This is a genomic window from Spirillospora sp. NPDC052242 (assembly GCF_040679555.1).
Lineage (GTDB): Bacteria > Actinomycetota > Actinomycetes > Streptosporangiales > Streptosporangiaceae > Spirillospora.
The window spans coordinates 1-22,199 of sequence record NZ_JBFAUZ010000065.1; the positions used below are offsets into that span (position 1 = coordinate 1).

The following is a 22,199-nucleotide window of genomic DNA, read 5'->3' on the forward strand; positions in this document are numbered from 1 at the left end:
AGCCGGATCACGAACGGGCGCTCGTCGCGGGCGACCGCGCGCAGGTGGCGGTCGATCACGCCGAGCGCGGCCGCGTCCACCTCCGTCGGCGGCTGAAGAACGCGAGGGTCTGCACGCCCGTCTCCGCCGCGAGCTGGCGCCGCAGGCCGGGGGCGTCCAGCGCCATGTTGAGCAGTTCCTTCGTGCGCCGCAGCCCGTACGGCGACTTGGTGAGCAGTTCGTCGGCGAGCGCGTGCGCGCCCGCGAGGTCCCCGCCCTCGTCGACGATCTCGGTCAGCAGCCCGAGGTCGAGCGCGCGCGCCGCGTCCAGCCGCTGCGCCCGGTAGGAGATCTCGGCGGCCTTCGCGGGGCCGACGAGCCGGGGCAGCAGCCAGGACAGCCCGCAGTCCCCGGCGGACAGGCCGAGGTCGGTGAACGGGACGACGAACCGGGTGGTCGGGTCGGCGACGCGCAGGTCGCAGGCCAGCGCCCACGACACGCCCATCCCGGCGACCGGCCCGTGCAGCGCCGCGATCACCGGCTGCGGGATCTCCCGGAGCCGCGCGGTGACCTCGCCGCCGTTCGCGATGCCCCGGTAGAGCCGCTGGACGCGCCCCTCCCGGGCCTCCGCGCCGTCGCCGTCCACGCCGCCGCCCTGGATGTCCATCCCGGAGCAGAAGCCGCGGCCCTCGCCGGTGAGCACGACGATCCGGGTGTCGGGGTCGCGCATGAGGCCGTTGAGGACGTCGAGCATCTCCTCGGTCAGCGCGCCGTCGACGGCGTTGAGGCGGTCCGGCCGGGACAGGGTGATCGTGAGGACCCCGTCCCGCCGGTCGAGCTTCAGCCCGCTCAACGGATCAGGAGGTGAGCTGCTTGATGAGCGGGCCCATCTGCTCGCCCACGTTCTTGAAGACCGTGAGCGGGTCGCCGGCGTTGATGGCCGCCCAGTTGTCCCGGACGTCCTCCACCGACAGCGTCGTCTTCTGCCCGTAGCCGGGGCCCTCCGCCACGAAGATCTTGGCGATGCGGCCGCCGCCGACCGTGTAGACCTCGCCGGAGTCCTCGACGCCGTCGTGCACGAGGTAGGCGACCAGCGGCGTGACCTGGTCGACGCCGAGCTTGTCGGCGAAGTCGGCGGGGAGGAGGTCCTCGGTCATCCGGGTCCAGGCGACCGGGGCGATCGCGTTGGCCTTGATGTTGTACTTGGCGCCCTCCTGCGCGAGGGTCTTGGTGAACCCGACGAGGCCCATCTTCGCCGTCGAGTAGTTGGCCTGGCCGAAGTTGCCGAACAGGCCCGCGGGGGACGAGGTGTTGACGATCCGCCCGTAGCTCTGCTCGCGCAGGTGCGGCCAGGCGGCGCTGGAGACCAGGAACGAGCCGCGCAGGTGCACGGCGATGACCGCGTCGAACTCCTCCGGGGTCATGTTCTTGAACGACTTGTCGCGCAGGATGCCCGCGTTGTTGATGACGATGTCGACCTTGCCGAACGTGTCCAGCGCGGTCTGGACGATCGCCTGCGCGCCCTCGGGGGTGGCGACGTTGTCGGGGTTGGCGACGGCCTCGCCGCCGTTCTTCTTGATCTCGTCGACGACCTGCTGCGCCGGGCCGGCGTCGGCGCCGACGCCCGAGCGGTCGCCGCCGAGGTCGTTCACGACGACCTTCGCGCCGCGGGAGGCCAGCTCCAGCGCGTGCTGCCGGCCGAGCCCGTGCCCCGCACCGGTCACGACCGCGACCCGGCCGTCGTAGCGCAGTTCCGCCATCTGTGTCTCCTCACATCGAGCACCGACTACGCCCCCCAGATAATCACCCGGGGGTTACCCAGTGGTACCACCTAACCGAATCCCGCTCGGGAGCGGCCCCCGTGGTTCCTTCCCGCCTGGACGGGACAGCAGTCCCGCGTACAGTGGGACAAGAGGGAAAGTTGCGTCAATTGCCGTATTCCGCCGGACGCCCGGCGTAGTCTCCTCCCCCATCGGCTCGCCCGTTCGACGCCGCGAGGAGCAGCCCATGAGCCCTTCCGACCGCCCGATCCGCGTCGTGCAGTGGGCCACCGGCGCGCTCGGCCGCAGCGTCATCCGCGGCGTCCTCGACCGTCCCGACATGGAACTGGCCGGCGTGTGGGTGCACACCCTCGCCAAGGAGGGCTCCGACGCCGGGACGCTCGCCGGGCGCGCGCCGACGGGCGTCCTCGCGACCCGCGACCTCGACGACGTCCTCGCCCTGGACGCCGACTGCGTCGTCTACGCGCCCGGACGGCCCCCGCTCGACGACATCGACACCGTCTGCGCCCTCCTCGCCTCGGGCAAGAACGTCGTCTGCACCAACGGCCTCGTCTACCCCGCGGCCCACGGCCCCCACCTCGTCGACGAACTCGAACGGGCGTGCAAGCAGGGCGGCACGTCCGTCCACGGCACCGGGTTCAACGGCGGCTTCATGGCCGACGTCCTCCCCCTCGTCCTGGCCCGGCTGGTCCGCCGCATCACGCACGTGTACTCGCGCGAGTGCTCCGATCTCTCCGGGCACCCGTCCTGGGGGATGGTCCACCACATGCTCGGGTTCGGCCGCGACGAGGACGCCTTCCTGCGCTCCCTCCGCCCGGCCCGCACCGCCATGCGCACCCTCTACTCCGAATGCCTCCACCTCGTCGCCGCCGGCCTCGGCGCCGACCTCGACGAGATCGACGTGGACGTCGACCACCGGCTCGCCGGGACCGACCTGGAGATCGCGGCCGGCCGCATCCCGCACGGCACCGTCGCGGCGGCCCGCTGGACGTTCAGCGGCCTCATCGGCGCCCGTCCCGCGATCACCGCCGAGGTCATCTACAAGGCCGACGCCGCGCGCGTCCCCGACTGGGGCGACCCGGGGCATTCCGTCCGCGTCGACGGCCGCCCGTCCCTCGCCCTCACCACCGACGACGCCTGGGTGTCCGACGACGTCTCGGCCGCCGCCGCGCACGCGCTGAACTCGATCCCCGCCGTCTGCCGCGCCGCCCCCGGCGTCCGCACCTACCTGGACCTCCCGGTCTTCTCCGGACGCATGGAGATCTGACTATCGTGGCGAGCAGCACCTTCTCCGAAGGAGGAATCGGCATGTCCGTGCAGGAGGTCGAGGGCGGCCGGTTCGTCCGGCAGCCGAACCGCTTCACCGACCGCATCACCGCCGACGGCTCGTCCGGATACCCCGCCGAACCCGGCCGCTACCGGCTGTTCGTGTCCTACGCGTGCCCGTGGGCCCACCGCACGCTGATCGTCCGCCGCCTCCTCGGCCTCGAGGACGTCATCGGCGTGAACGTCGTCGACCCCATCCGGGACGAGCGCGGCTGGCGGTTCCCCGAGCGCGACCCGGTCACGAACGCCGAGTTCCTCTCCGAGCTCTACCTGGCGCGCGACCCGTCCTTCGAGGGCCGCTACACGGTGCCCTGCATCTGGGACGCCCGCACCGAACGCCTCGTCACGAACGACTTCCCGAACATCACCACCACGTTCGAGACCGAGTTCGCCGCGTTCCACCGTCCCGGCGCGCCCGACCTCTACCCGGAGGCCCTCCGGCCCGAGATCGACGAACTGAACGACCTCGTCTACCGGACCGTCAACAACGGCGTCTACAAGGCGGGCTTCGCGACCTCGCAGGCCGCGTACGAGGAGGCGTTCGACGCCCTCTTCGCCACCCTCGACGCCCTCGAGGAACGCCTCGCCGACCGCCGGTTCCTCTTCGGCGACGACCTCACCGAGGCGGACGTCCGGCTCTACCCGACCCTCGCGCGCTTCGACGCCGTCTACTACTCGCACTTCAAGTGCAACCTGCGCCGCCTCACCGACTACCCGAACCTGTGGGCGTACGCACGCGCCCTGTACGCGATCCCCGCGTTCGGCGAGACGACGAACTTCGACCACATCAAGCGGCACTACTACGTGACGCAGCGCAACATCAACCCGTCCGGGGTCGTCCCCAAGGGGCCCGCGATCGCCTGGGACGAATGATCACGGTCTGGTCACCACTGTCCCGACCCATCGTTATGCTGCGGAACCGTTAGATACCAGCACCGAGAGGCCCCGACCATGCGCAGCCAGTTCTTCGGAAACATGGACCAGGGACAGCAGCTCCCCGGCCACTTCGCCCTCCAGAACTCCAAGATGCTCCGGATCCACCTGAACGGCGACGTCCTGGCCCGGCAGGGCTCGATGGTCGCGTTCCAGGGCCAGATGGACTTCGACTACGAGGGCTCCGGCGGCATGGGCAAGTTCCTCAAGAAGGCCCTCACCGGCGAGGGCGTGCCCCTGATGCGCGTCCGCGGCCAGGGCCTGCTGTTCGTCGCCAACGACGCCGACGACATCCACCTCTTCTACCTGGAGAACGAGGGCCTCACCGTCAACGGCTCCAACATCCTCGCCTACGACTCCCACCTGCAGTCCGACATCCAGCGGGTGCAGGGCGCGGGCATCGCCGCGGGCGGCCTGTTCAACACGACCCTCCAGGGCACCGGCTGGGTCGCCCTCACCACCCACGGCACCCCGGTCATGCTCGACTGCGGCCGCGCCCCGACCTTCGCCGACGGCCAGTCCGCCGTCGCCTGGAGCACCACCCTCCAGGTCGGGGTCAACAAGACCTTCAAGGCGGGCGCCCTCATCGGCCGCGGCAGCGGCGAGGCCATGCAGCTCGCCTACCAGGGCCAGGGCTTCGTCCTCGTCCAGGCCAGCGAGGGCCCCACGGTCGCCCCTCACACCCACTGAGCACGACCGCGTGCCCCAGGCGCCGCCTCCGGCCGAAGGCCGCGAGGCGGCCTTCCGTCTCGGCCCCTGGGCACGGGACGGGACGGTTCGGGCCTGACGGCACCCTTGACTCGGGGGGCGTCGCCGCCGGGGCGGGGCGGCTCTCCGCCGGGGATACGGAGGCGTGGCCGTCCGGCCTGATCCGCGACGATTTCGGCGTTTCAAACCGTGACCTTGGCCACACTATGGGAGGCTTCGTCCTGGGATGCGAGCGCCGATCTCGCCGGGACGGGCGCGGCGCTCGTCCCGTCCGGCCGACCGAGCACGAGCGGACCTGCACCACTGCGACTGCGAGCGAAGCCGGGGCGGCGCCTGCGCGAAGCCGGTCGCCGAGGGAGCCCTCGGGCGAGTCTGAGCGACGCGGCGATCGGACGCGGCGTCCGTCGGAGAAAGGCCCCCCGGTGTGCGACACCGAGGACGCCGCAATAAACACACGATAGCCTTGACACGTCTCAACACTTACCTGCGAGCTGCGGAAGAGGGCGATCTCCGCCGTGTCGACAGAGTCGTCGCAACCTAGTGCCGACCCGAAGATGACAGATTTCGGCGCCAACGAGTGGTTGGTCGACGAGCTGTACCAGAAGTACCTCGAAGACCCGAACTCGGTTGACGAAGCCTGGTGGAACTTCTTCGCGGACTACCAGCCGGACAGCCGGCCTGCCGCGACCACCCCGGGCCCGTCGACGGGCGCCGTTGCCCCCAAGGGCGCGAACGGCACGGCGGCTCCGCCGACACCGAAGCAGCAGCCGCCCGCGAAGCCGGCGCCGAAGGCCGAGAAGAAGCAGCCGGCGCCGCCGCCGGTGCCGGCGGGCGCGGAGGAGGTCAAGCTCCGCGGCGTCGCCGCCCGGACGGCCACCAACATGGAGGCCAGCCTGGCGGTGCCGACGGCGACGAGCGTGCGCGCCGTCCCGGCGAAGCTGCTGATCGACAACCGCATCGTCATCAACAACCACCTCAAGCGCGGGCGCGGCGGGAAGGTCTCCTTCACCCACCTGATCGGGTACGCGATCGTCAAGGCGCTCGTGGCGATGCCCGAGATGAACGCGGCGTTCACCGAGGTGGACGGCAAGCCGGTGCTGATCCGGCCCGAGCACGTGAACTTCGGGCTCGCGATCGACCTGCAGAAGCCGGACGGGTCGCGGCAGCTGGTCGTGCCGAGCATCAAGGCCGCCGAGACGCTGGACTTCCGCCAGTTCTGGGCCGCCTACGAGGAGATCGTCCGCAAGGCCCGCGGCAACAAGCTCACCCTGGACGACTTCCAGGGGACGACGATCAGCCTGACGAACCCGGGCACCATCGGCACCGTGCACTCCGTGCCGCGGCTGATGCCCGGCCAGGGCACGATCATCGGCGTGGGCGCGATGGAGTACCCGGCGGAGTTCGCGGGCGCGTCCGGCGAGACGCTGTCGCGCATGGGGATCAGCAAGGTCATGACGCTGACCTCCACGTACGACCACCGGATCATCCAGGGCGCGCAGTCCGGCGACTTCCTGCGCCGCATCCACGAGCTGCTGCTCGGCGAGGACGGCTTCTACGACGAGATCTTCGAGGCCCTGCGCATCCCGTACGAGCCGGTGCGCTGGGTCAAGGACATCTCCGCCACGCACGAGGACGACGTCGCCAAGGTCGCGCGCGTCCACGAGCTGATCCACGCCTACCGGGTCCGGGGCCACCTGATGGCCGACACCGACCCGCTGGAGTACAAGCAGCGCCGCCACCCGGACCTCGACATCCTCAAGCACGGGCTCACCCTGTGGGACCTGGAGCGGGAGTTCGCGACGGGCGGGTTCGGCGGCAAGCCGACGATGAAGCTGCGCGACATCCTCGGCGTGCTGCGGATGGCCTACTGCCGGACCGTCGGCATCGAGTACATGCACATCCAGGACCCCGAGGAGCGCGCCTGGATCCAGGAGCGCGTCGAGGTCCCGCACGACAAGCCGTCCCGCGAGGAGCAGCTGCACGTGCTGCGGCGGCTCAACAACGCCGAGGCGTTCGAGACGTTCCTGCAGACGAAGTTCGTCGGGCAGAAGCGGTTCTCGCTGGAGGGCGGCGAGTCCGTCATCCCGCTGCTGGACTCGGTGATCTCCGCGGCGGCGAAGGCCAGCCTGGACGAGGTCGTCATCGGCATGGCGCACCGCGGCCGGCTGAACGTGCTGGCGAACATCGTCGGCAAGTCCTACGGGCAGATCTTCGGCGAGTTCGAGGGCAACCTCGACCCGCGCAGCGCGCAGGGCTCCGGTGACGTCAAGTACCACCTGGGGGCGTCCGGCGACTTCGTCGCCGACGACGGCTCCAAGATCCACACCGAGCTGGTCGCGAACCCGTCCCACCTGGAGACGGTCGACCCGGTGCTGGAGGGCGTCGTCCGCGCCAAGCAGGACCTGCTGGACGTCGGCGAGGCGGGCTTCAGCGTGCTGCCGATCCTCGTGCACGGGGACGCGGCGTTCGCGGGGCAGGGCGTCGTCGCCGAGACGCTGAACCTGTCGCAGCTGCGCGGCTACCGGACGGGCGGCACCGTCCACGTGATCATCAACAACCAGGTCGGGTTCACCACGGCGCCCGAGTACTCGCGGTCCAGCGTGTACTCGACGGACGTCGCGCGGATGATCCAGGCGCCGATCTTCCACGTCAACGGGGACGATCCCGAGGCGTGCGCGCGGGTGGCGCGGCTGGCGTTCGAGTACCGGCAGACGTTCAAGAAGGACGTCGTCATCGACATGGTCTGCTACCGGCGGCGGGGCCACAACGAGGGCGAGAACCCCTCGTTCACGCAGCCGCTGATGTACGACCTGATCGACGCGAAGCGGTCGGTGCGCAAGCTGTACACCGAGGCGCTGATCGGCCGCGGCGACATCACGGTCGAAGAGGCCGAGCAGGCGCTCCGCGACTACCAGGAGCAGCTGGAGCGGGCCTTCACCGAGACCCGCGAGGCGGTCAAGAAGCCGCTGGAGCCGGGTTCGGTCGTCAAGCCGGACGTCGAGGAGAGCATCCCGATCGACCACGGGTCGGCGGGGACGGCGATCCCGGTGGAGACGGTCAAGCGGATCATCGAGACGCAGGTCACGCTGCCGGACGGCTTCACCGTGCACCCGCGGCTCCAGCCGATCCTGCAGCGCCGCGTGCAGTCGATCGACGACGATGCGTTCGACTGGGCGACCGGCGAGCTGCTCGCGATGGGCTCGCTGCTGATCGACGGGCACCCGGTGCGGCTCGTCGGGCAGGACACCCGGCGCGGCACGTTCGGCCAGCGGCACGCCGTGCTGGTGGACCGGAAGACGGGCGAGGAGTACACCCCGCTCAAGCGGTTCGACCAGGGCGTGTCGAAGTTCTACGTGCACGACTCGCTGCTCAGCGAGTACGCGGCGATGGGCTTCGAGTACGGCTACTCGATGACCCGCCCGGACGCGCTCGTGGCGTGGGAGGCCCAGTTCGGCGACTTCGCGAACGGCGCCCAGAACATCGTCGACGAGTACATCTCGTCCGGTGAGCAGAAGTGGGGCCAGCACTCCAGCGTCGTGCTGCTGCTGCCGCACGGCTACGAGGGCCAGGGGCCGGACCACTCGTCCGCGCGCATCGAGCGTTACCTGCAACTGTGCGCGCAGGACAACATGACGGTGGTCTACCCGACGACCCCGGCGAACTACTTCCACCTGCTGCGCTGGCAGGTGCTGTCGGGCCGCGGCAAGCCGCTGGTCGTGTTCACGCCGAAGTCGCTGCTGCGGCTGAAGGCGGCGACGTCGAAGGTCGCCGACATCACCGAGGGCGCGTTCCAGCCGGTCATCCCGGAGAGCGACCCGGCGATCGAGGCGAAGAACGTCCGGCGGGTGCTGCTGACCACCGGCAAGATCTACTACGACACGGTGAAGGCGCGGGAGGCCGCCGGCGCCACCGACACCGCGATCGTCCGGGTCGAGCGGCTGTACCCGCCGCCGGTCGACGAGATCAAGGCGGAGCTCGCGAAGTACCCGGCGGACGTCGAGGTCGTCTGGGTGCAGGACGAGCCGGCGAACATGGGCGCCTGGCCGTTCATGGCGCTGAAGCTGCCGCACCACATCGAGGGGCTGAAGATGTCGCGGGTGTCGCGCCCGGCGTCGTCGTCCCCCGCGGTGGGTTCGGCGAAGCTGCACCAGGCGGAGCAGGACGCGCTGATGGCGCGGCTGTTCGGCGAGCAGAAGTAGCGGAACGCGACACCCGAGGGCTCCGGCGCACGCGTCGGAGCCCTCGGCGTCCCTGGACATAGAGGATCTATCGGCATGTACTTCACCGACCGCGGCATCGAGGAGCTGACGGACCGGCGCGGCGAGGAGGAGGTGTCGCTCGCCTGGCTCGCCGAGCGCCTCCGCGAGTTCGTCGACCTCAACCCGGAGTTCGAGACCCCGGTCGAACGCCTCGCCACCTGGCTGGCCCGCCTGGACGACGAGGACGAGGATTGATTTCGCCCAGGGGGACGACCCCCTGGAACCCCCGTCAGTCGCCGGGCGCCTCCGGCCGCGCGCACCCATGGACACGCGATATGTCTTGACTTTCCGGTGACGCGACATATCGTGTTGAGTGGAACGGGTCCTCGGCGGAAGGGCAGGCGACATGTCGCGTTGGACGATCGACGAACCGACCACCCTCGACTTCGACGGCGTGGTGGCGCTGCGCGCGACGCTGATCGCGGGCAGCGTCTCGGTGCTGGCCTCCGACGAGCGGCCGTCGATCATGATCGGTGACGTGGAGGGGCCGCCGCTGGCGGTCTCGCACGAGGCCGGGATGCTGACGGTCAGCCACGAGAAGCTGTGGGAGGGCGTCCTCACCTGGCTGCGCACGCAGAAGGCGCGGGCGACGATCACCGTGACCGTCCCGCACGACTGCCCGGTGAGCCTGAACCTCGTGTCGGCGGACGCGGTCGTCACGGGGATGACGGTCCGGACGTCCATCAAGAGCGCGTCGGGCGACGTGACGCTCGACGGGGTGGCGGGCGCGATCGACGCGAACACCGTGTCCGGGGCGATCGAGGCGCAGGGACTGGACGGCACGGTCTCGTTCACGTCCGTGTCCGGGGACCTCGCGCTGGCCGGCGCGTCGATCGAGCGGCTCGGGGCGCGGACGGTCAGCGGGCGCATCGCCGCGGACGTCGACCTGCCCGGCGGGTGCCGGATCGAGGTCAACAGCGTGTCCGGGGAGGTGGCGCTGCGGATCCCCGAGTCGGCGGGCGCGCACGTGTCGCTGAACTCGGCCGCCGGGCGCATCGAGACGTCGTTCCCCGAACTGGACCACCAGGACCGGACGGTCTCGCGCAGCGTCAACGGCAAGATCGGCGACGGTTCCGGGCGGGTCGCGGTCAACACCGTGTCCGGCGCCGTCACGCTCCTCGGGCGCGCCGAGGACGACGCGCCGGGGATCGACGCCCCCGGAATGGAGAAGTGAGTTGAGCCCCGTTTTCGGCCACGGCCGCCTCCGCCTCTACCTGCTGAAGCTGCTGCAGGAGAGCCCGCGCCACGGCTACGAGATGATCCGGCTGCTGCAGGACCGCTTCCTCGGCGTCTACTCCCCGTCCCCCGGCACGATCTACCCGCGGCTGGCCCGGCTGGAGTCGGAGGGCCTGGTCACCCACGAGGTGATCAAGGGCAAGAAGGTGTACTCGCTGACCGACAAGGGTCGCGAGGAGCTGGAGCACCGGATGGACGAGCTCGCCGACCTGGAGGAGGAGATCTCCGCGTCGGCGCAGGAGTTCGCCCGCGGCGTCCAGCAGGACGTGCGGGAGACCGTCCGGACGCTGCGCGAGGAGCTGAGCCAGGCAGCCAAGACGATGCGCGACCAGGGCCGCGCGACGTCGAAGGACGCGTGGCGCGAGACGTCCGAGCGGCAGAAGGACGTGTGGCGGGAGACCACCGAGCGGCAGAAGGACGAGTGGCGGCGGCAGAAGGACTACTGGCGCGACCAGACGCAGGCGTGGAAGGAGGAGTGGCGGCAGACCTGGGAGGACGCCTGGAAGACGGCGACCGGGTCCACGGAGGACGTCGCCCGCCTCAAGCTCGAGCGGCACCTGCGGCGGTTCGTGGAGGACGTCCGCAAGGCCGCCGGGGACGCGCGGCTCGACGACGACGCCCTCGCCGCCGCCCGCGCCCTGCTGGACGAGACGCGCGAGCGGCTGCGGCGGGACGTCTTCGGCGGCCCGGACGGCCGGAACGGCGACGGGGGGCCGTGACGCGCACGGCCCCCCGCAGGGCCGTCAGGGCGTGAAGACGATTTTGCCGAAGAGGTCGCCCTCGGCCATCGCCGCGAACCCGGCGCGGGCGTCCCGCAGCGGCAGCACCCGGTCGACCGTCGGGCGGACGCCCGTCTTGACCAGGAACCGCGCGAGCCGTTCGAGCTGCCCGCGGGTGCCCATGGTGGAGCCGATGACCTGGAGCTGCAGGAAGAACACCCGGTTCAGCTCGGCCGGGGGCACCTGCCCGCTCGTCGCGCCGGACACCACGACGCGCCCGCCGGGCCGCAGCGACTTCAGCGAGTGCGCCCAGGTGGCCTGCCCGACCGTCTCGATCACCGCGTCGACCCGCTCGGGCAGCCGCGCGCCGGTCTCCAGCGCCGCGTCCGCGCCGAGTTCTTCCGCGCGACGGCGCTTGTCCGCGCTGCGGCTGGTGGCGTAGACGCGGAACCCGGCGGCGGACGCCAGCGCGATCGCCGCCGAGGCGACGCCGCCGCCCGCGCCCTGCACGAGGACGCTGCCGCCGGGCTCGAGGCCGGCCTTGTCGAACAGCATCCGGTACGCGGTGAGCCACGCCGTCGGGAGGCAGGCGGCCTCCTCGAACGACAGCCCGGCCGGCTTGGGGACGAGGTTGCGGCGCGGCACCGCGACCTTCTCGGCGAGGGTGCCGGGGTGCACCTCGGAGAGCAGCGACCGCTTCGGGTCGAGGGTCTCGTCGCCGCCGCCCCGGTCCGGGTCGCCGATCACCGAGTGGACGATCACCTCGTTGCCGTCCTCGTCGATCCCGGCCGCGTCGCAGCCGAGGATCATCGGGAGCCGGTCGGCGGGCAGCCCGACGCCCTTGAGCGACCAGAGGTCGTGGTGGTTGAGGGCGGCGGCCTTGACGGTGACGGTCGTCCAGCCGTCCGGCACCTCGGGTTCGGGGCGCTCCCCCGTCGTCAGGCCGGACAGCGGGTCGTCTGCGTCGATCTTCGTGGCGGTGACAGCGAACATGAACGCACACTAACGGCCCGTCCGGGACGCCGGACGGCCCGCCCCCGTGCGGGAGCGGGCCGTCCGAGCAACGCCGTCAGAGCACCCTGGATCAGAGCACCTTGGACAGGAAGTCCTGGGTGCGCGGGTGCTGCGGGTTCGCCAGCACCTCGCGGGGCGCGCCCTTCTCGACCACGACGCCCTCGTCCATGAAGACGAGGGAGTCGCCGACCTCGCGGGCGAACCCCATCTCGTGCGTGACGACGATCATCGTCATGCCGTCCAGGGCGAGCTGCTTCATGACCTCGAGGACCTCGCCGACGAGCTCGGGGTCGAGCGCCGACGTGGGCTCGTCGAACAGCATCAGTGCGGGCTCCATGGCCAGCGCCCGCGCGATCGCCACCCGCTGCTGCTGCCCGCCGGACAGCTGCGCCGGGTAGCTGTTCGCCTTGTCGCCCAGCCCGACCCGGGTCAGCAGGGCCGTCGCCCGCTCGCGGACCTCCGCCTTGGGCTGCCGCTTGACCCGGACGGGCGCCTCCATGACGTTCTCGAGCGCCGTCATGTGCGGGAACAGGTTGAACCGCTGAAAGACCATGCCGATCTCGCGGCGCTGCGCGGCGACCTCCTTGTCGCGCAGCTCGTACAGCTTCCCGCCCTTCTCCCGGTAGCCGACCAGGTGCCCGTTCACGTACAGGCGTCCCGCGTTGATCTTCTCGAGGTGGTTGATGCAGCGCAGGAAGGTGGACTTGCCGGACCCGGACGGGCCGATGACGCACATCACCTCGCCCGGCCTGACCTCCAGGTCGATCCCCTTGAGGACCTCCGTGCGGCCGAACGACTTGTGCACCTGCTCGGCGCGCACCATCGGGCCGCCGGACGCGGGGCCCTTCGCCAGAGCGTCGCTCACGGATTCCTCACCTCGCTCGTCCCGCCGGTCACTGGCCGCCACCGCCGCCGCGGAACCGGAGGCCCGCCCGGGCCGTCTCGCCCTTGCTGGTGCCCTTGCTGTAGTGCCGCTCCAGGTAGTGCTGGCCGATCATCATGATCGAGGAGATCAGCAGGTACCACAGGCACGCCATCACCAGCATCGGGATGATCTTGTACGTGGTGGCGTAGATCGTCTGCGCGGTGAACGTCAGCTCCGCGTACGGGACGGCCGCGACGAGCGACGTGTTCTTCAGCATCGAGATCGACTCGTTGCCCGTCGGCGGGACGATCACCCGCATCGCCTGCGGCAGCACGATCCGGCGCATCGTCTGCGCCCGCGACATGCCGAGGGCGCTCGCGGCCTCCTGCTGCCCCTCGTCCACCGAGAGGATCCCGGCGCGGACGATCTCGGCCATGTAGCCGGCCTCGTTGAGGATCAGCCCGAGGGCCGCCGCGCTCGCGGCGTTGATGAGCGCCTGCGTCTCCCAGGTCTTGAACTCGGGCCCGAACGGGACGCCGATCCCGACCGTGGGGAACAGCGTTCCGATCGCGCCCCAGATCAGCAGCTGGGTGTAGAGCGGGGTGCCGCGGAAGAACCACAGGTAGATCCAGGCCGCGCCGCTGAGCAGCGGGTTGGACGACAGCCGCATCAGGGCGAGCACGATGCCGATCGCCGTCCCGCCGACCATCGCGGCGAGCGTCAGCCAGACCGTGTTGCGGACGCCCTCCAGCACCGGCTCGGAGAACAGGTACTCCCACTGCTCGGACCACTCGAGGGCCTTGCTGGTCAGCAGGAAGTGGATGAACATCGCGACCAGCACCAGCACGACGGCCGCGCCGACCCAGCGTCCGGGGTGCCGGACGGGGACGGCCTTGATGGGGTCGGGCCGTCCCTTCCCGACGTCGTCGCCGATCGTCATGCGATCAGCTCTGCGCCGCGTTGATCGCCGGTTCGGTGATCGCGCCGCTCTCGACCCCGTACTCCTCGAGGATCTTCTTGTAGGTGCCGTCGGCCATCAGCGCCTTCAGCGCGCCCTGCACGGCCTCCTTGAACTGGCCGCTCTGCTTGTTGAGCGCGTAGCCGTAGGGTGCCGTGTCGTACGCCTCGCCGATGATCTCCAGCTTGTCGCCGGTCTGCTTGACGGCGTAGCCGACGATCGGCGAGTCGGCGGCCATCGCGTCGATCTTGCCCGCCACCAGGTCGTTGTTGACCTCGGTCTGCTGCTTGCGGACGACGCTCTTGATGGCCGGCTCGCCGCCGTCGGTGCACTCCTTGCTGCGGGCCTCCAGGTCCTCGACCTGGACCGTGCCCTGCTGGACGCCGACGCTCTTGCCGCACGCGTTGTCCGGGTCGACCTGCTTGGGGTTGCCCTTGAGCGCGGCCCACGCGGTGCCCGCCGAGTAGTACGTGACGAAGTCGACGGCCTGCTCGCGCTCCTTGGTGTCGGTGAAGGAGGAGACGCCGATCTCGTACTTGCCGGACTGCACGCCCGGGATGATCGTGTCGAAGCCCGCGTTCTGGAACTCGGTCTTCAGGCCGAGCTTGGCCGCGACGGCCTCGAACAGCTCGACGTCCCAGCCGACGATCTCCTGCGAGGCCGGGTCCACCGACTCGTTGGGCGGGTACGAGGCGTCCGAGCCGATCATGATCTTGCCGTCGCTCTTGATGTTCTCGGGGACCATGCCGGCGAGCTTGGAGTCGACGGCCACCCCGGACGCGGCCTCCGAACCACCGCCGCCGTCCTCCTCGGAGCCGCACGCGGAGAGGGCGAGGGCCCCCGTCAGGACGAGCGCGCCTGCCGCGACGGCGCGGCGGCGCAGAGAACCGGTGATCACGGGTTCCCCCTCCAGTCGAAGTCAGCGGATCCACGAGGATCCGGAGGTCAGGAGCACATTTTGGCGCATAACGGGCATTGCCTCGGTTAAGGGTGCGACACAATCGGACAACGAGGCAGCTCCGATCACGTCTCAGTCGTGCCCATGATCACCACGAGGTGTAACCGTCCGGCGACGATTCGCTCTCCCTTACGTGACGGCCGCCACCGCCCCGGCCCCCGGACCGGCAGCGGACGGTATGGCACAATCGGACAACGGGTGACCCCCGTACGTCGCGAGATGACCACCATGGTGACGGCCACCAGACCACACCACCGCGGCGGCATCACTCGAAAGCAGATCAACTTTCACAGACAGGGGTCGCTGTGGCTGCTCAGCCCATTCCCACAGAACCGCGCACACTGGACGACGATCCGGCATTTCCGCTGCACCGGGGCGGAAAGCTCGAAATGCGCTCGACCATCCCGGTGCGCAACAAGGAAGACCTCTCCCTCGCCTACACGCCCGGCGTCGCGCGCGTCTGCACCGCCATCGCCGACCGTCCCGAACTCGCGTACGAGTACACGTGGACGTCCAAGGTCGTCGCCGTCGTCACCGACGGCACCGCCGTGCTCGGGCTCGGCGACATCGGCCCGGCCGCGTCCATGCCCGTCATGGAGGGCAAGTCGCTCCTGTTCAAGGAGTTCGCCGACGTCGACTCGGTGCCGATCGCACTGAGCTGCACGGGCGTCGACGAGATCGTCGACACGGTGATCCGGATGGCGCCGAGCTTCGGCGGCATCAACCTCGAGGACATCAGCGCACCCCGCTGCTTCGAGATCGAGGAGCGGCTCCGCGAGGCCCTCGACATCCCCGTCTTCCACGACGACCAGCACGGCACCGCGATCGTCGCGCTCGCCGCGCTCACCAACGCCGCCCGCTACGTCGGCAAGCCCCTCTCGGAGCTGCGCGCCGTCGTGGCCGGCGCGGGCGCCTCCGGCATCGCCGTCTCGCAGATCCTCATCGAGGCCGGCATCGGCGACATCGCGCTGTCCGACAGCAAGGGCCTCATCTACGCGGGCCGCGACGGGCTCAACCCGATCAAGGAGCGGATCGCCGCGATCACCAACCGGACCGGCCTCAAGGGCTCGACCGAGGAGGCGCTCAAGGGCGCCGACGTGTTCATCGGCCTGTCCGGCAGCACGGTGCGCGAGTCCTGCGTCGCCACGATGTCCGACAACGCCATCGTGTTCGCGCTGTCCAACCCCACCCCCGAGGTGCACCCCGACGTCGCGCGCCGGCACGCCAAGGTCGTCGCCACCGGCCGCAGCGACTTCCCGAACCAGATCAACAACGTGCTGGCGTTCCCGGGCATCTTCCGCGGCGCCCTGGACGTCCGCGCCCACTCGATCACCGAGGGCATGAAGCTGGCCGCCGCGAACGCGCTGGCCGGCATCGTCGGCGACGACCTCACCGCCGACTACGTCATCCCCGGCCCGTTCGACGACCGGGTCGCGCCGGCGGTCACCGCCGCGGTCGCCGCCCAGGCCCGCAAGGAAGGCGTCAACCGGATCTGAGCTTTCCCGGCGGCCCGTGTTCCCGCGGAACACGGGCCGCCGCTTTTTCCGTACGAAACGGTGTAATTTCCGCCACGAGGGAATGCTCTTCGCCACTCGCCCCCCAGGACGACGCCGTCAGGAGCGACTGTGGATCTCGCCTCGTACGCGGACCTGGCGGTCGATCTCGTGAACACGCGGCGCCCGCACATCGACGAGCTGCACGACCTCGACGCCCTGCGGGCCCTGCTGGCGGACCGGCCGCACTTCACCGGACGCATCGCGCTCCGCGACCTGCACTCCATGCGCGAACTGCGCGCCCTGCTCCGCGCGATCTTCGACGCCGCCGCGGACGGCGCCGACGACGACGCCGTCCGACGCCTCAACACGCTCCTGATCCGCCACCCGATCCACCCGCAGATCGCCCGGCACGACGACCGCGGCTGGTACCTGCACTGCAACGAGCACGGCTCGATCCCCGACCGGTACGCCGCCCGCGCCGCGATGGGCCTCGCCGCCGAGATCGACGTGCACGGCGTCGCGCGCCTCGGCGTCTGCCGCTCCCGCCCGTGCGGCCGCGCCTTCTACGTCCGCTCCCCCGGCGGCGACCGCCGCCACTGCTCCGTCCGCTGCGCCGCGCGCGCCCGCGCGTCCGCCGCACTCCGCCCGAGCCTGCCCCGCGTCACCGTCCCCCACCGCGACGGGGGCCAGTAGCGCGCCACGACCCGGCCGAGCACGAGCCCGTCCGGGACGGCGCCGAAGTCCCAGCTGTCCCGCCGCCCGGGCGCCCGCTGGTTGTCGCTCTCCAGCCACCAGCCGTCCGCCTCCCGCCGCACCGCGCGCTTGACGATCAGCAGGTCCGTCCGCTCGGGATGCCGCGCCACCACGACGTCCCCCACCGCCGGCGCACCGTCCCGGACGACGAGCCAGTCCCCCGGCCGCAGCCCGGGCAGCATCGACTCCCCCTCGACCAGCGCCGTCCGCAGCCGCCCCCGCGCCCAGCAGGCTGCGAGCACGCCGACCACGAGCAGCGCCCCCCAGATCCGCATGTCCCTCCTCACCGGCGGCCGCCGGCCCGGGTCTTAGGCCGAAATACCGAGTCCCTGGCCGCACGCGGCCGGGGCCACAAGGGTAATGTCGGTGACCTGAGCATGATCCGCAACGAGGGAAGGGAATCGCAGGTGTTCAAGCTTCTGCGCCCGAAGACGACGGTCTCCGCGCACTGCGACCTGCCGTGTGGCGTCTACGACCCGGCGCAGGCCCGGATCGAGGCCGAGTCGGTCAAGGCGATCTGCGAGAAGTACGCCGCCAACGAGGACCCGGAGTTCCGCACTCGGGCGATCCTGATCAAGGAGCAGCGCTCCAACCTGGTCAAGGAGCACCTCTGGGTGCTGTGGACGGACTACTTCAAGCCGCCGCACTTCGAGAAGTACCCGCAGCTCCACGAGCTGTTCAACAAGGCCACCAAGCTGGCCGGTGCCGCCGGCACCAAGGGCAGCATGGACGTCGAGACGGCCGACGAGCTGCTGTCCCACATCGCGGAGATCGACAAGATCTTCTGGGAGACCAAGCAGGGCTGACCCCCGTGCTTCAAGGCCCGGCCCGACGGGGGCCGGGCCTTGGTCGTTACCGGACCGACGCCGAGGGCGCCGCCAGCGAACGCAGCGCGTCGCCGGTCAGGCGATAGACCGTCCACTCGTCCTGCGGACGGGCGCCCTGGGACTCGTAGAACTTGATGGCCGGTTCGTTCCAGTCGAGCACGGACCACTCGACCCGCTCGTAACCGCGTTCGTCCGCGACCCGGGCCAGCTCGGTGAGCAGGAGCTTGCCGTACCCGTGGCCCCGGACGTCCGGGTCGACGTACAGGTCCTCCAGGTAGATCCCGTGCGTCCCGTTCCACGTGGAGAAGGTCAGGAACCACAACGCGAACCCGACGACCCGATCATCGTGCTCGACGACGTGCGCGAACACCTTGGGCTCGTCGCCGAAGAGCCGCTCGCGCAGCTGCTCCTCGGTGGCCTTCACCTCGTGCAGGGCTCGCTCGTACTCGGCGAGGTCGCGGACGAGCCGCAGGATGTCGGGAACATCATCGGGTATCGCACGTCGAATCACGGCGGCCAGGCTACCCCGCCCCAGCTCAACCGACCGCTCCCAGACCCCGAACGCCCGACCAGCCGCCCCGCCCCCGGCCCCGGCCCCGAGGAGGGCCGCCCCAAAGCAGCAAAATCTCAACCAGCTTCCACCCAAACAACCAACACCCCGGGCACCCACCCCGGCCATCACGCCAGCCAGAGCGGACCGGAACCACTGCGATTGCGAGCGAAGCCAGGTTCGAGCGGAGCGAGAACCTGATCGCGCAGCGAGCCCCCTGGGGCGAGTCGGAGCGATGCAGCAATCGCACGCGGTGCCGGAGGCGCAGGGCGCCCAGCGCCCGGAGCCGCAGGCGACGCCATGAACACAGCAGCGATCGCACGCGCCGCCCGTTGAAGGAAGGCCGCCTCGCGGCCTGACGCCGAGGGTGGCGCAGGAAAACACGCGCGTTGGAGTCTCGCGGAGTGCTTCGCAGGCGGTAGTTTCGATGACAGCGGGACCATCCTGCGAGGGAGTGACGTGACCGAGGAAACCGCTGCAATGCCGGCCAGTACGAAGTTGTCCGTCCGCGACGTGGTGACGGTGAAGTTGCCCGCCGCGAGCGCGTACCTGTCCGTCCTGCGGACCGCCACCGCGGGGCTCGCCGCGCGGCTGGACTTCACGCTGGACGAAATCGAGGACCTGCGCATCGCGGTCGACGAGGCCTGCGCGATGCTGCTGGCCCAGGCCGTCCCCGGGACGGACCTGTCGTGCGAGTTCGAGCTGACCGGGGAGGCGATGCGCATCTCCGTGTCGGTGCTGACCGTGGACGGCCGGGAGCCCAGCCGTGACACGTTCGCGTGGACGGTCCTCTCGTCGCTGGCCGGCGAGGTGGACGCCCGGGCGGGCTCCGACGACCGGGTCACCGTGACGCTGCAGAAGCGGCGCGGTGCGGGTGTGGCCCAGTGACGGAGAAGACGACCCTGGCGGGCGAGGACAACGAGCGGTCCGACAGCGCGGTCCCGGACCGCGCGCGGGCGCGCGCCCTGTTCGAGCGCCTCGCCGAGCTGCCGGAGGGCGACCCGGAGCGCCAGCGCATCCGCGACCAGCTCGTGGAGCTGCACCTGCCCCTGGTGGAGTACCTCGCGCGGCGGTTCCGGAACCGCGGCGAGTGGCTGGACGACCTGATCCAGGTCGCCACGATCGGGTTGATCAAGTCGATCGACCGGTTCGACCTGGAGCGCGGCGTGGAGTTCTCCACCTACGCGACGCCGACGATCGTCGGCGAGATCAAGCGGCACTTCCGCGACAAGGGCTGGGCGGTGCGGGTGCCGCGCCGGCTGCAGGAGCTGAAGCTGTCGCTCACCAAGGCGATCAGCGACCTGGCGCAGCGGGAGGGCCGCGCGCCGACGGTCAGCGAGCTGGCCGCCCACCTGCAGATGAGCGAGGAGGAGGTGCTGGAGGGCCTGGAGTCGGCGAACGCCTACTCCACCGTGTCCCTGGACGCGCCCGACTCCGGTGACGAGGACGCGCCCGCGGTGGCGGACTCGCTCGGCATGGTGGACGAGTCGCTGGAGGGCGTCGAGTACCGGGAGTCCCTCAAGCCGCTGCTGGAGAAGCTGCCCGCGCGGGAGAAGAAGATCCTGCTGCTGCGGTTCTTCGGCAACATGACGCAGTCGCAGATCGCGGCCGAGCTGGGCATCTCGCAGATGCACGTGTCGCGGCTGCTGGCGCGGACGCTGGCGCAGCTCCGCGAGGGCCTGACCGCGGACGAGTGACCCGTGCGGGCCCGGTGGCTTCGGCCGCCGGGCCCGTTACTTTCCGCCGGACGACTTCCCCGCGGGCTTCTCCGCGTCCGTGCCGCCGTCCGAGTCGCCGCCGTCCGAGTCATCGCCGTCGTCGTCCTCGTCGTGGTCGGTGACGAGCCAGGCGGTGCTGGGCGGGCTGAGCACGGCGATCAGGGCGAGGACGGCGACGACGCCGAGCGGGACGCCGATGGCGTACTGCTCGGCCTGCCACAGCGACCACGCCACCGGCAGCGCGAACAGCTGGGTGAGGACGGCGGGGGCGCGGCTCCACTGGTCGGCGCGCAGCAGCCCCCGGGCGCAGGCGAGCATCCCGATCCCGCCGGCGAGGGCGAGGACGGTCACACCGATCGCGCTGACCGGGTCGACGGGTTCGCCGATGGCGGTCTCCACGCCGACGTACGCGCCGTACACGACGGCGGCGGCGCCCTCCGCGGCTTCGAGGCCGGCGGCGGCGTACACGGTCTTGGGGCGGGCGGCGCTCAGACGCTTGGACACAACGAAACCCTACTCGGCCCGGCCCGGTGGGCTCTCCCGGGTCGCCGCCCGGACGAACGCGCGGCGGCCGTCCGGGCGAACTCCGGGGGAACGTCCGGTGCGACTCTCGGTAACCTGGCGCCGTGCGCGCCATGCTCATCGCCAACCCCAAGGCGACCTCCACCTCCCGGCGGGCCCGCGAACTGCTGGTCCGGGCCTGCGCCGGCGACCTCGACCTCGTCATCGCCGAGACGGGGCACCGCGGGCATGCCGTCGAACTGGCCCGGAACGCCGCCACGGACGGTTACGACGTGGTGATCGCGGTCGGCGGGGACGGAACGGTCAACGAGGCCGCGAACGGCCTGCTGTCGGCGGGCGTCGCCGAGCCGCCCGCGCTGGCGGTGCTGCCGTGCGGGAGCGCGAACGTGTTCGCGCGGGCGCTCGGGCTGCCCGACGACCCGATCAGCGCGACCCGCGTGGTGCTGGAGGCGCTGCGGGCGGGCCGCTACCGGACGGTCGGGCTGGGCGTCGCGCGGCCGGGCGACGGCCCCGAGCGGTACTTCACGTTCTGCGCGGGCGTCGGGCTGGACGCGGAGGTCGTCCGGGAGGTCGAGCGGCATCGCGGAACGGGGCGGAAGGCCGATCCGTCGCTCTATGTTCGAACGGCCGTTCGTCATTTCTTCGCGGGCACGGATCGGCGCCGGCCGTCGCTCACCTTGGAACAGCCGGGGCGCCCGCCGAAATCGGGCCTGTTCCTGGCGTTCATCTCCAATACGTCGCCATGGACTTTCGTCGGCCGCCTTCCGGTGAATCCGAGTCCGCTCGCGCACTTCGCGCGGGGCCTCGACGTGTTCGGCATCCGGACGCTGCGGGTGGGGCCGACGCTGGCGGCCGTGGCGGGGATGCTGCTCGCCCGCACCCGTCCTGTGCAGGGACGGGACGTCGTCAACGTGCACGACGCGGCGGAGGTCACGGTGCGCGCGGAGCGTCCCGTCGCCTTTCAGTTGGACGGCGACTACCTCGGCGAGCACCGCAGTGTGACGTTCCGTTCGGTCCCGAAGGCGATCAGGATCGTCATATGAGGCGCCCCGGTCGTTGTGTTGAGATCCAAGTAACACGATCGACCCACTGATGTGACACATGCGACACCCATACTTTGAGAATCCTTTCTCAAAGGTCTTGCGCCTGCCAGTAGGCCCCTGACACGCTCAAAGTGCGCCCGACCAGGGGTCCCGATGACGCCGACCGCCTGCGCACGGCGCCGTCGAACAACCACCCCTGGACCCGGCCACCGCCGCCCCGGGCGTTCGCGACATGTGAAACCGTTCACAATTGAGTGGAGTGTCTCCACCACCTGACGAAGGAGTGGACCGCATGGACTGGCGCCACCGCGCAGCCTGCCGTGACGTGGACCCCGAGCTGTTCTTCCCGATCGGCAACACCGGGCCCGCGATCCTGCAGATCGAAGAGGCCAAGCAGGTATGCCGGCGCTGTGACGTCACCGACGCCTGCCTGCGCTGGGCGCTGGAGTCCGGGCAGGACTCGGGCGTCTGGGGCGGGATGGGCGAGGACGAGCGCCGCGCCCTCAAGCGCCGCGCCGCCCGTGCCCGCACCCGCGCGAACGCCGGCCTGTAAC

Annotated in this window: 22 protein-coding genes and 1 pseudogene; 14 read left to right on the forward strand and 9 right to left on the reverse strand. The window is 70.8% G+C overall.

Annotated features, from left to right (window positions below; all coding sequences use genetic code 11):
* Window positions 1-55 precede the first annotated feature (55 nt).
* On the reverse strand, window positions 56-832 hold the full coding sequence (locus tag AB0L25_RS36575; RefSeq protein ID WP_500177664.1) for an enoyl-CoA hydratase/isomerase family protein: 777 nt from the start codon (window positions 830-832) through the stop codon (window positions 56-58).
* Window positions 833-836: 4 nt separating this feature from the next.
* Window positions 837-1,739: an SDR family oxidoreductase gene (locus tag AB0L25_RS36580; protein WP_500177665.1), complete on the reverse strand. Its 903-nt coding sequence runs from the start codon at window positions 1,737-1,739 to the stop codon at window positions 837-839.
* A 247-nt stretch (window positions 1,740-1,986) separates the two neighbouring features.
* Here AB0L25_RS36580 and AB0L25_RS36585 point away from each other — a divergent pair, with 247 nt between their 5' ends.
* The 7 genes from AB0L25_RS36585 to AB0L25_RS36615 all read left to right on the forward strand — a co-directional run bounded on the left by AB0L25_RS36585 (window position 1,987) and on the right by AB0L25_RS36615 (window position 10,941).
* Entirely contained in the window at window positions 1,987-3,027 is a 1,041-nt protein-coding gene (locus tag AB0L25_RS36585) for an NAD(P)H-dependent amine dehydrogenase family protein (protein ID WP_500177666.1), read from the forward strand.
* A 41-nt stretch (window positions 3,028-3,068) separates the two neighbouring features.
* Window positions 3,069-3,959 carry a glutathione S-transferase family protein gene (locus AB0L25_RS36590; protein WP_500177668.1) on the forward strand — a complete coding sequence of 297 codons (891 nt, stop codon included), beginning with the start codon at window positions 3,069-3,071 and terminating at the stop codon, window positions 3,957-3,959.
* A gap of 78 nt (window positions 3,960-4,037) precedes the next feature.
* On the forward strand, window positions 4,038-4,709 hold the full coding sequence (locus AB0L25_RS36595; RefSeq protein ID WP_026401192.1) for an AIM24 family protein: 672 nt from the start codon (window positions 4,038-4,040) through the stop codon (window positions 4,707-4,709).
* A 533-nt stretch (window positions 4,710-5,242) separates the two neighbouring features.
* Window positions 5,243-8,926: a multifunctional oxoglutarate decarboxylase/oxoglutarate dehydrogenase thiamine pyrophosphate-binding subunit/dihydrolipoyllysine-residue succinyltransferase subunit gene (locus AB0L25_RS36600; RefSeq protein ID WP_500177670.1), complete on the forward strand. Its 3,684-nt coding sequence runs from the start codon at window positions 5,243-5,245 to the stop codon at window positions 8,924-8,926.
* A gap of 75 nt (window positions 8,927-9,001) precedes the next feature.
* Entirely contained in the window at window positions 9,002-9,181 is a 180-nt protein-coding gene (locus tag AB0L25_RS36605; RefSeq protein WP_378297840.1) for a DUF6104 family protein, read from the forward strand.
* Window positions 9,182-9,332: 151 nt separating this feature from the next.
* Window positions 9,333-10,160, forward strand: a complete 828-nt coding sequence (locus AB0L25_RS36610; RefSeq protein ID WP_500177672.1) for a DUF4097 family beta strand repeat-containing protein — start codon at window positions 9,333-9,335, stop codon at window positions 10,158-10,160.
* A 1-nt stretch (window position 10,161) separates the two neighbouring features.
* Window positions 10,162-10,941: a PadR family transcriptional regulator gene (locus AB0L25_RS36615; protein ID WP_500177673.1), complete on the forward strand. Its 780-nt coding sequence runs from the start codon at window positions 10,162-10,164 to the stop codon at window positions 10,939-10,941.
* A gap of 24 nt (window positions 10,942-10,965) precedes the next feature.
* Here the strand turns inward: AB0L25_RS36615 and AB0L25_RS36620 are convergent, their stop codons facing one another.
* The 4 genes from AB0L25_RS36620 to AB0L25_RS36635 form a co-directional block, all read right to left on the reverse strand.
* Window positions 10,966-11,934, reverse strand: coding sequence for a zinc-binding dehydrogenase (locus AB0L25_RS36620; protein ID WP_500177675.1), 969 nt, complete (start codon window positions 11,932-11,934; stop codon window positions 10,966-10,968).
* A 91-nt stretch (window positions 11,935-12,025) separates the two neighbouring features.
* Complete coding sequence (locus AB0L25_RS36625) at window positions 12,026-12,778, reverse strand: amino acid ABC transporter ATP-binding protein (protein WP_500177718.1); 753 nt, start codon at window positions 12,776-12,778, stop codon at window positions 12,026-12,028.
* Between the two features lie 70 nt (window positions 12,779-12,848).
* The gene (locus tag AB0L25_RS36630) at window positions 12,849-13,760 is read right to left on the reverse strand and encodes an amino acid ABC transporter permease (RefSeq protein ID WP_500177677.1); all 912 of its coding nucleotides are present in this window, start codon (window positions 13,758-13,760) and stop codon (window positions 12,849-12,851) included.
* 4 nt (window positions 13,761-13,764) lie between these two features.
* Entirely contained in the window at window positions 13,765-14,676 is a 912-nt protein-coding gene (locus AB0L25_RS36635; protein WP_500177679.1) for an ABC transporter substrate-binding protein, read from the reverse strand.
* A gap of 449 nt (window positions 14,677-15,125) precedes the next feature.
* Between AB0L25_RS36635 and AB0L25_RS36640 the strand changes: the two genes are divergently transcribed.
* Window positions 15,126-16,232: an NAD(P)-dependent malic enzyme gene (locus tag AB0L25_RS36640; protein ID WP_500177681.1), complete on the forward strand. Its 1,107-nt coding sequence runs from the start codon at window positions 15,126-15,128 to the stop codon at window positions 16,230-16,232.
* A gap of 129 nt (window positions 16,233-16,361) precedes the next feature.
* A complete protein-coding gene (locus AB0L25_RS36645) occupies window positions 16,362-16,925 on the forward strand; it encodes an ABATE domain-containing protein (RefSeq protein ID WP_500177682.1) in 564 nt (187 codons plus the stop codon).
* Window positions 16,926-17,005: 80 nt separating this feature from the next.
* Here AB0L25_RS36645 and AB0L25_RS36650 read toward each other — a convergent pair.
* Window positions 17,006-17,260 (reverse strand): annotated as a pseudogene (locus AB0L25_RS36650) (S24/S26 family peptidase); the annotation flags it as partial.
* 102 nt (window positions 17,261-17,362) lie between these two features.
* Here AB0L25_RS36650 and sodN point away from each other — a divergent pair.
* Window positions 17,363-17,791: a superoxide dismutase, Ni gene (sodN, locus tag AB0L25_RS36655; RefSeq protein WP_500177684.1), complete on the forward strand. Its 429-nt coding sequence runs from the start codon at window positions 17,363-17,365 to the stop codon at window positions 17,789-17,791.
* 46 nt (window positions 17,792-17,837) lie between these two features.
* Here sodN and AB0L25_RS36660 read toward each other — a convergent pair whose 3' ends face one another.
* Entirely contained in the window at window positions 17,838-18,323 is a 486-nt protein-coding gene (locus AB0L25_RS36660; protein WP_500177685.1) for a GNAT family N-acetyltransferase, read from the reverse strand.
* A 498-nt stretch (window positions 18,324-18,821) separates the two neighbouring features.
* Here AB0L25_RS36660 and AB0L25_RS36665 point away from each other — a divergent pair, with 498 nt between their 5' ends.
* Both AB0L25_RS36665 and AB0L25_RS36670 read left to right on the forward strand, forming a co-directional pair.
* Window positions 18,822-19,250 carry an ATP-binding protein gene (locus AB0L25_RS36665; RefSeq protein ID WP_500177686.1) on the forward strand — a complete coding sequence of 143 codons (429 nt, stop codon included), beginning with the start codon at window positions 18,822-18,824 and terminating at the stop codon, window positions 19,248-19,250.
* Entirely contained in the window at window positions 19,247-20,059 is an 813-nt protein-coding gene (locus AB0L25_RS36670; RefSeq protein ID WP_192760836.1) for an RNA polymerase sigma factor SigF, read from the forward strand. Before AB0L25_RS36665 ends, AB0L25_RS36670 begins: the two co-directional genes overlap by 4 nt.
* A gap of 36 nt (window positions 20,060-20,095) precedes the next feature.
* On the opposite strand, the gene AB0L25_RS36675 is transcribed toward AB0L25_RS36670, so the two are convergent.
* Complete coding sequence (locus AB0L25_RS36675; RefSeq protein ID WP_500177687.1) at window positions 20,096-20,584, reverse strand: hypothetical protein; 489 nt, start codon at window positions 20,582-20,584, stop codon at window positions 20,096-20,098.
* 122 nt (window positions 20,585-20,706) lie between these two features.
* Here AB0L25_RS36675 and AB0L25_RS36680 point away from each other — a divergent pair, with 122 nt between their 5' ends.
* Both AB0L25_RS36680 and AB0L25_RS36685 read left to right on the forward strand, forming a co-directional pair.
* Complete coding sequence (locus AB0L25_RS36680; protein WP_500177688.1) at window positions 20,707-21,645, forward strand: diacylglycerol/lipid kinase family protein; 939 nt, start codon at window positions 20,707-20,709, stop codon at window positions 21,643-21,645.
* Between the two features lie 292 nt (window positions 21,646-21,937).
* Window positions 21,938-22,198 (forward strand): WhiB family transcriptional regulator, encoded by a 261-nt coding sequence (locus tag AB0L25_RS36685; RefSeq protein ID WP_026401217.1) that lies wholly within the window; start codon window positions 21,938-21,940, stop codon window positions 22,196-22,198.
* The last annotated feature ends 1 nt before the right edge of the window (window position 22,199 follow it).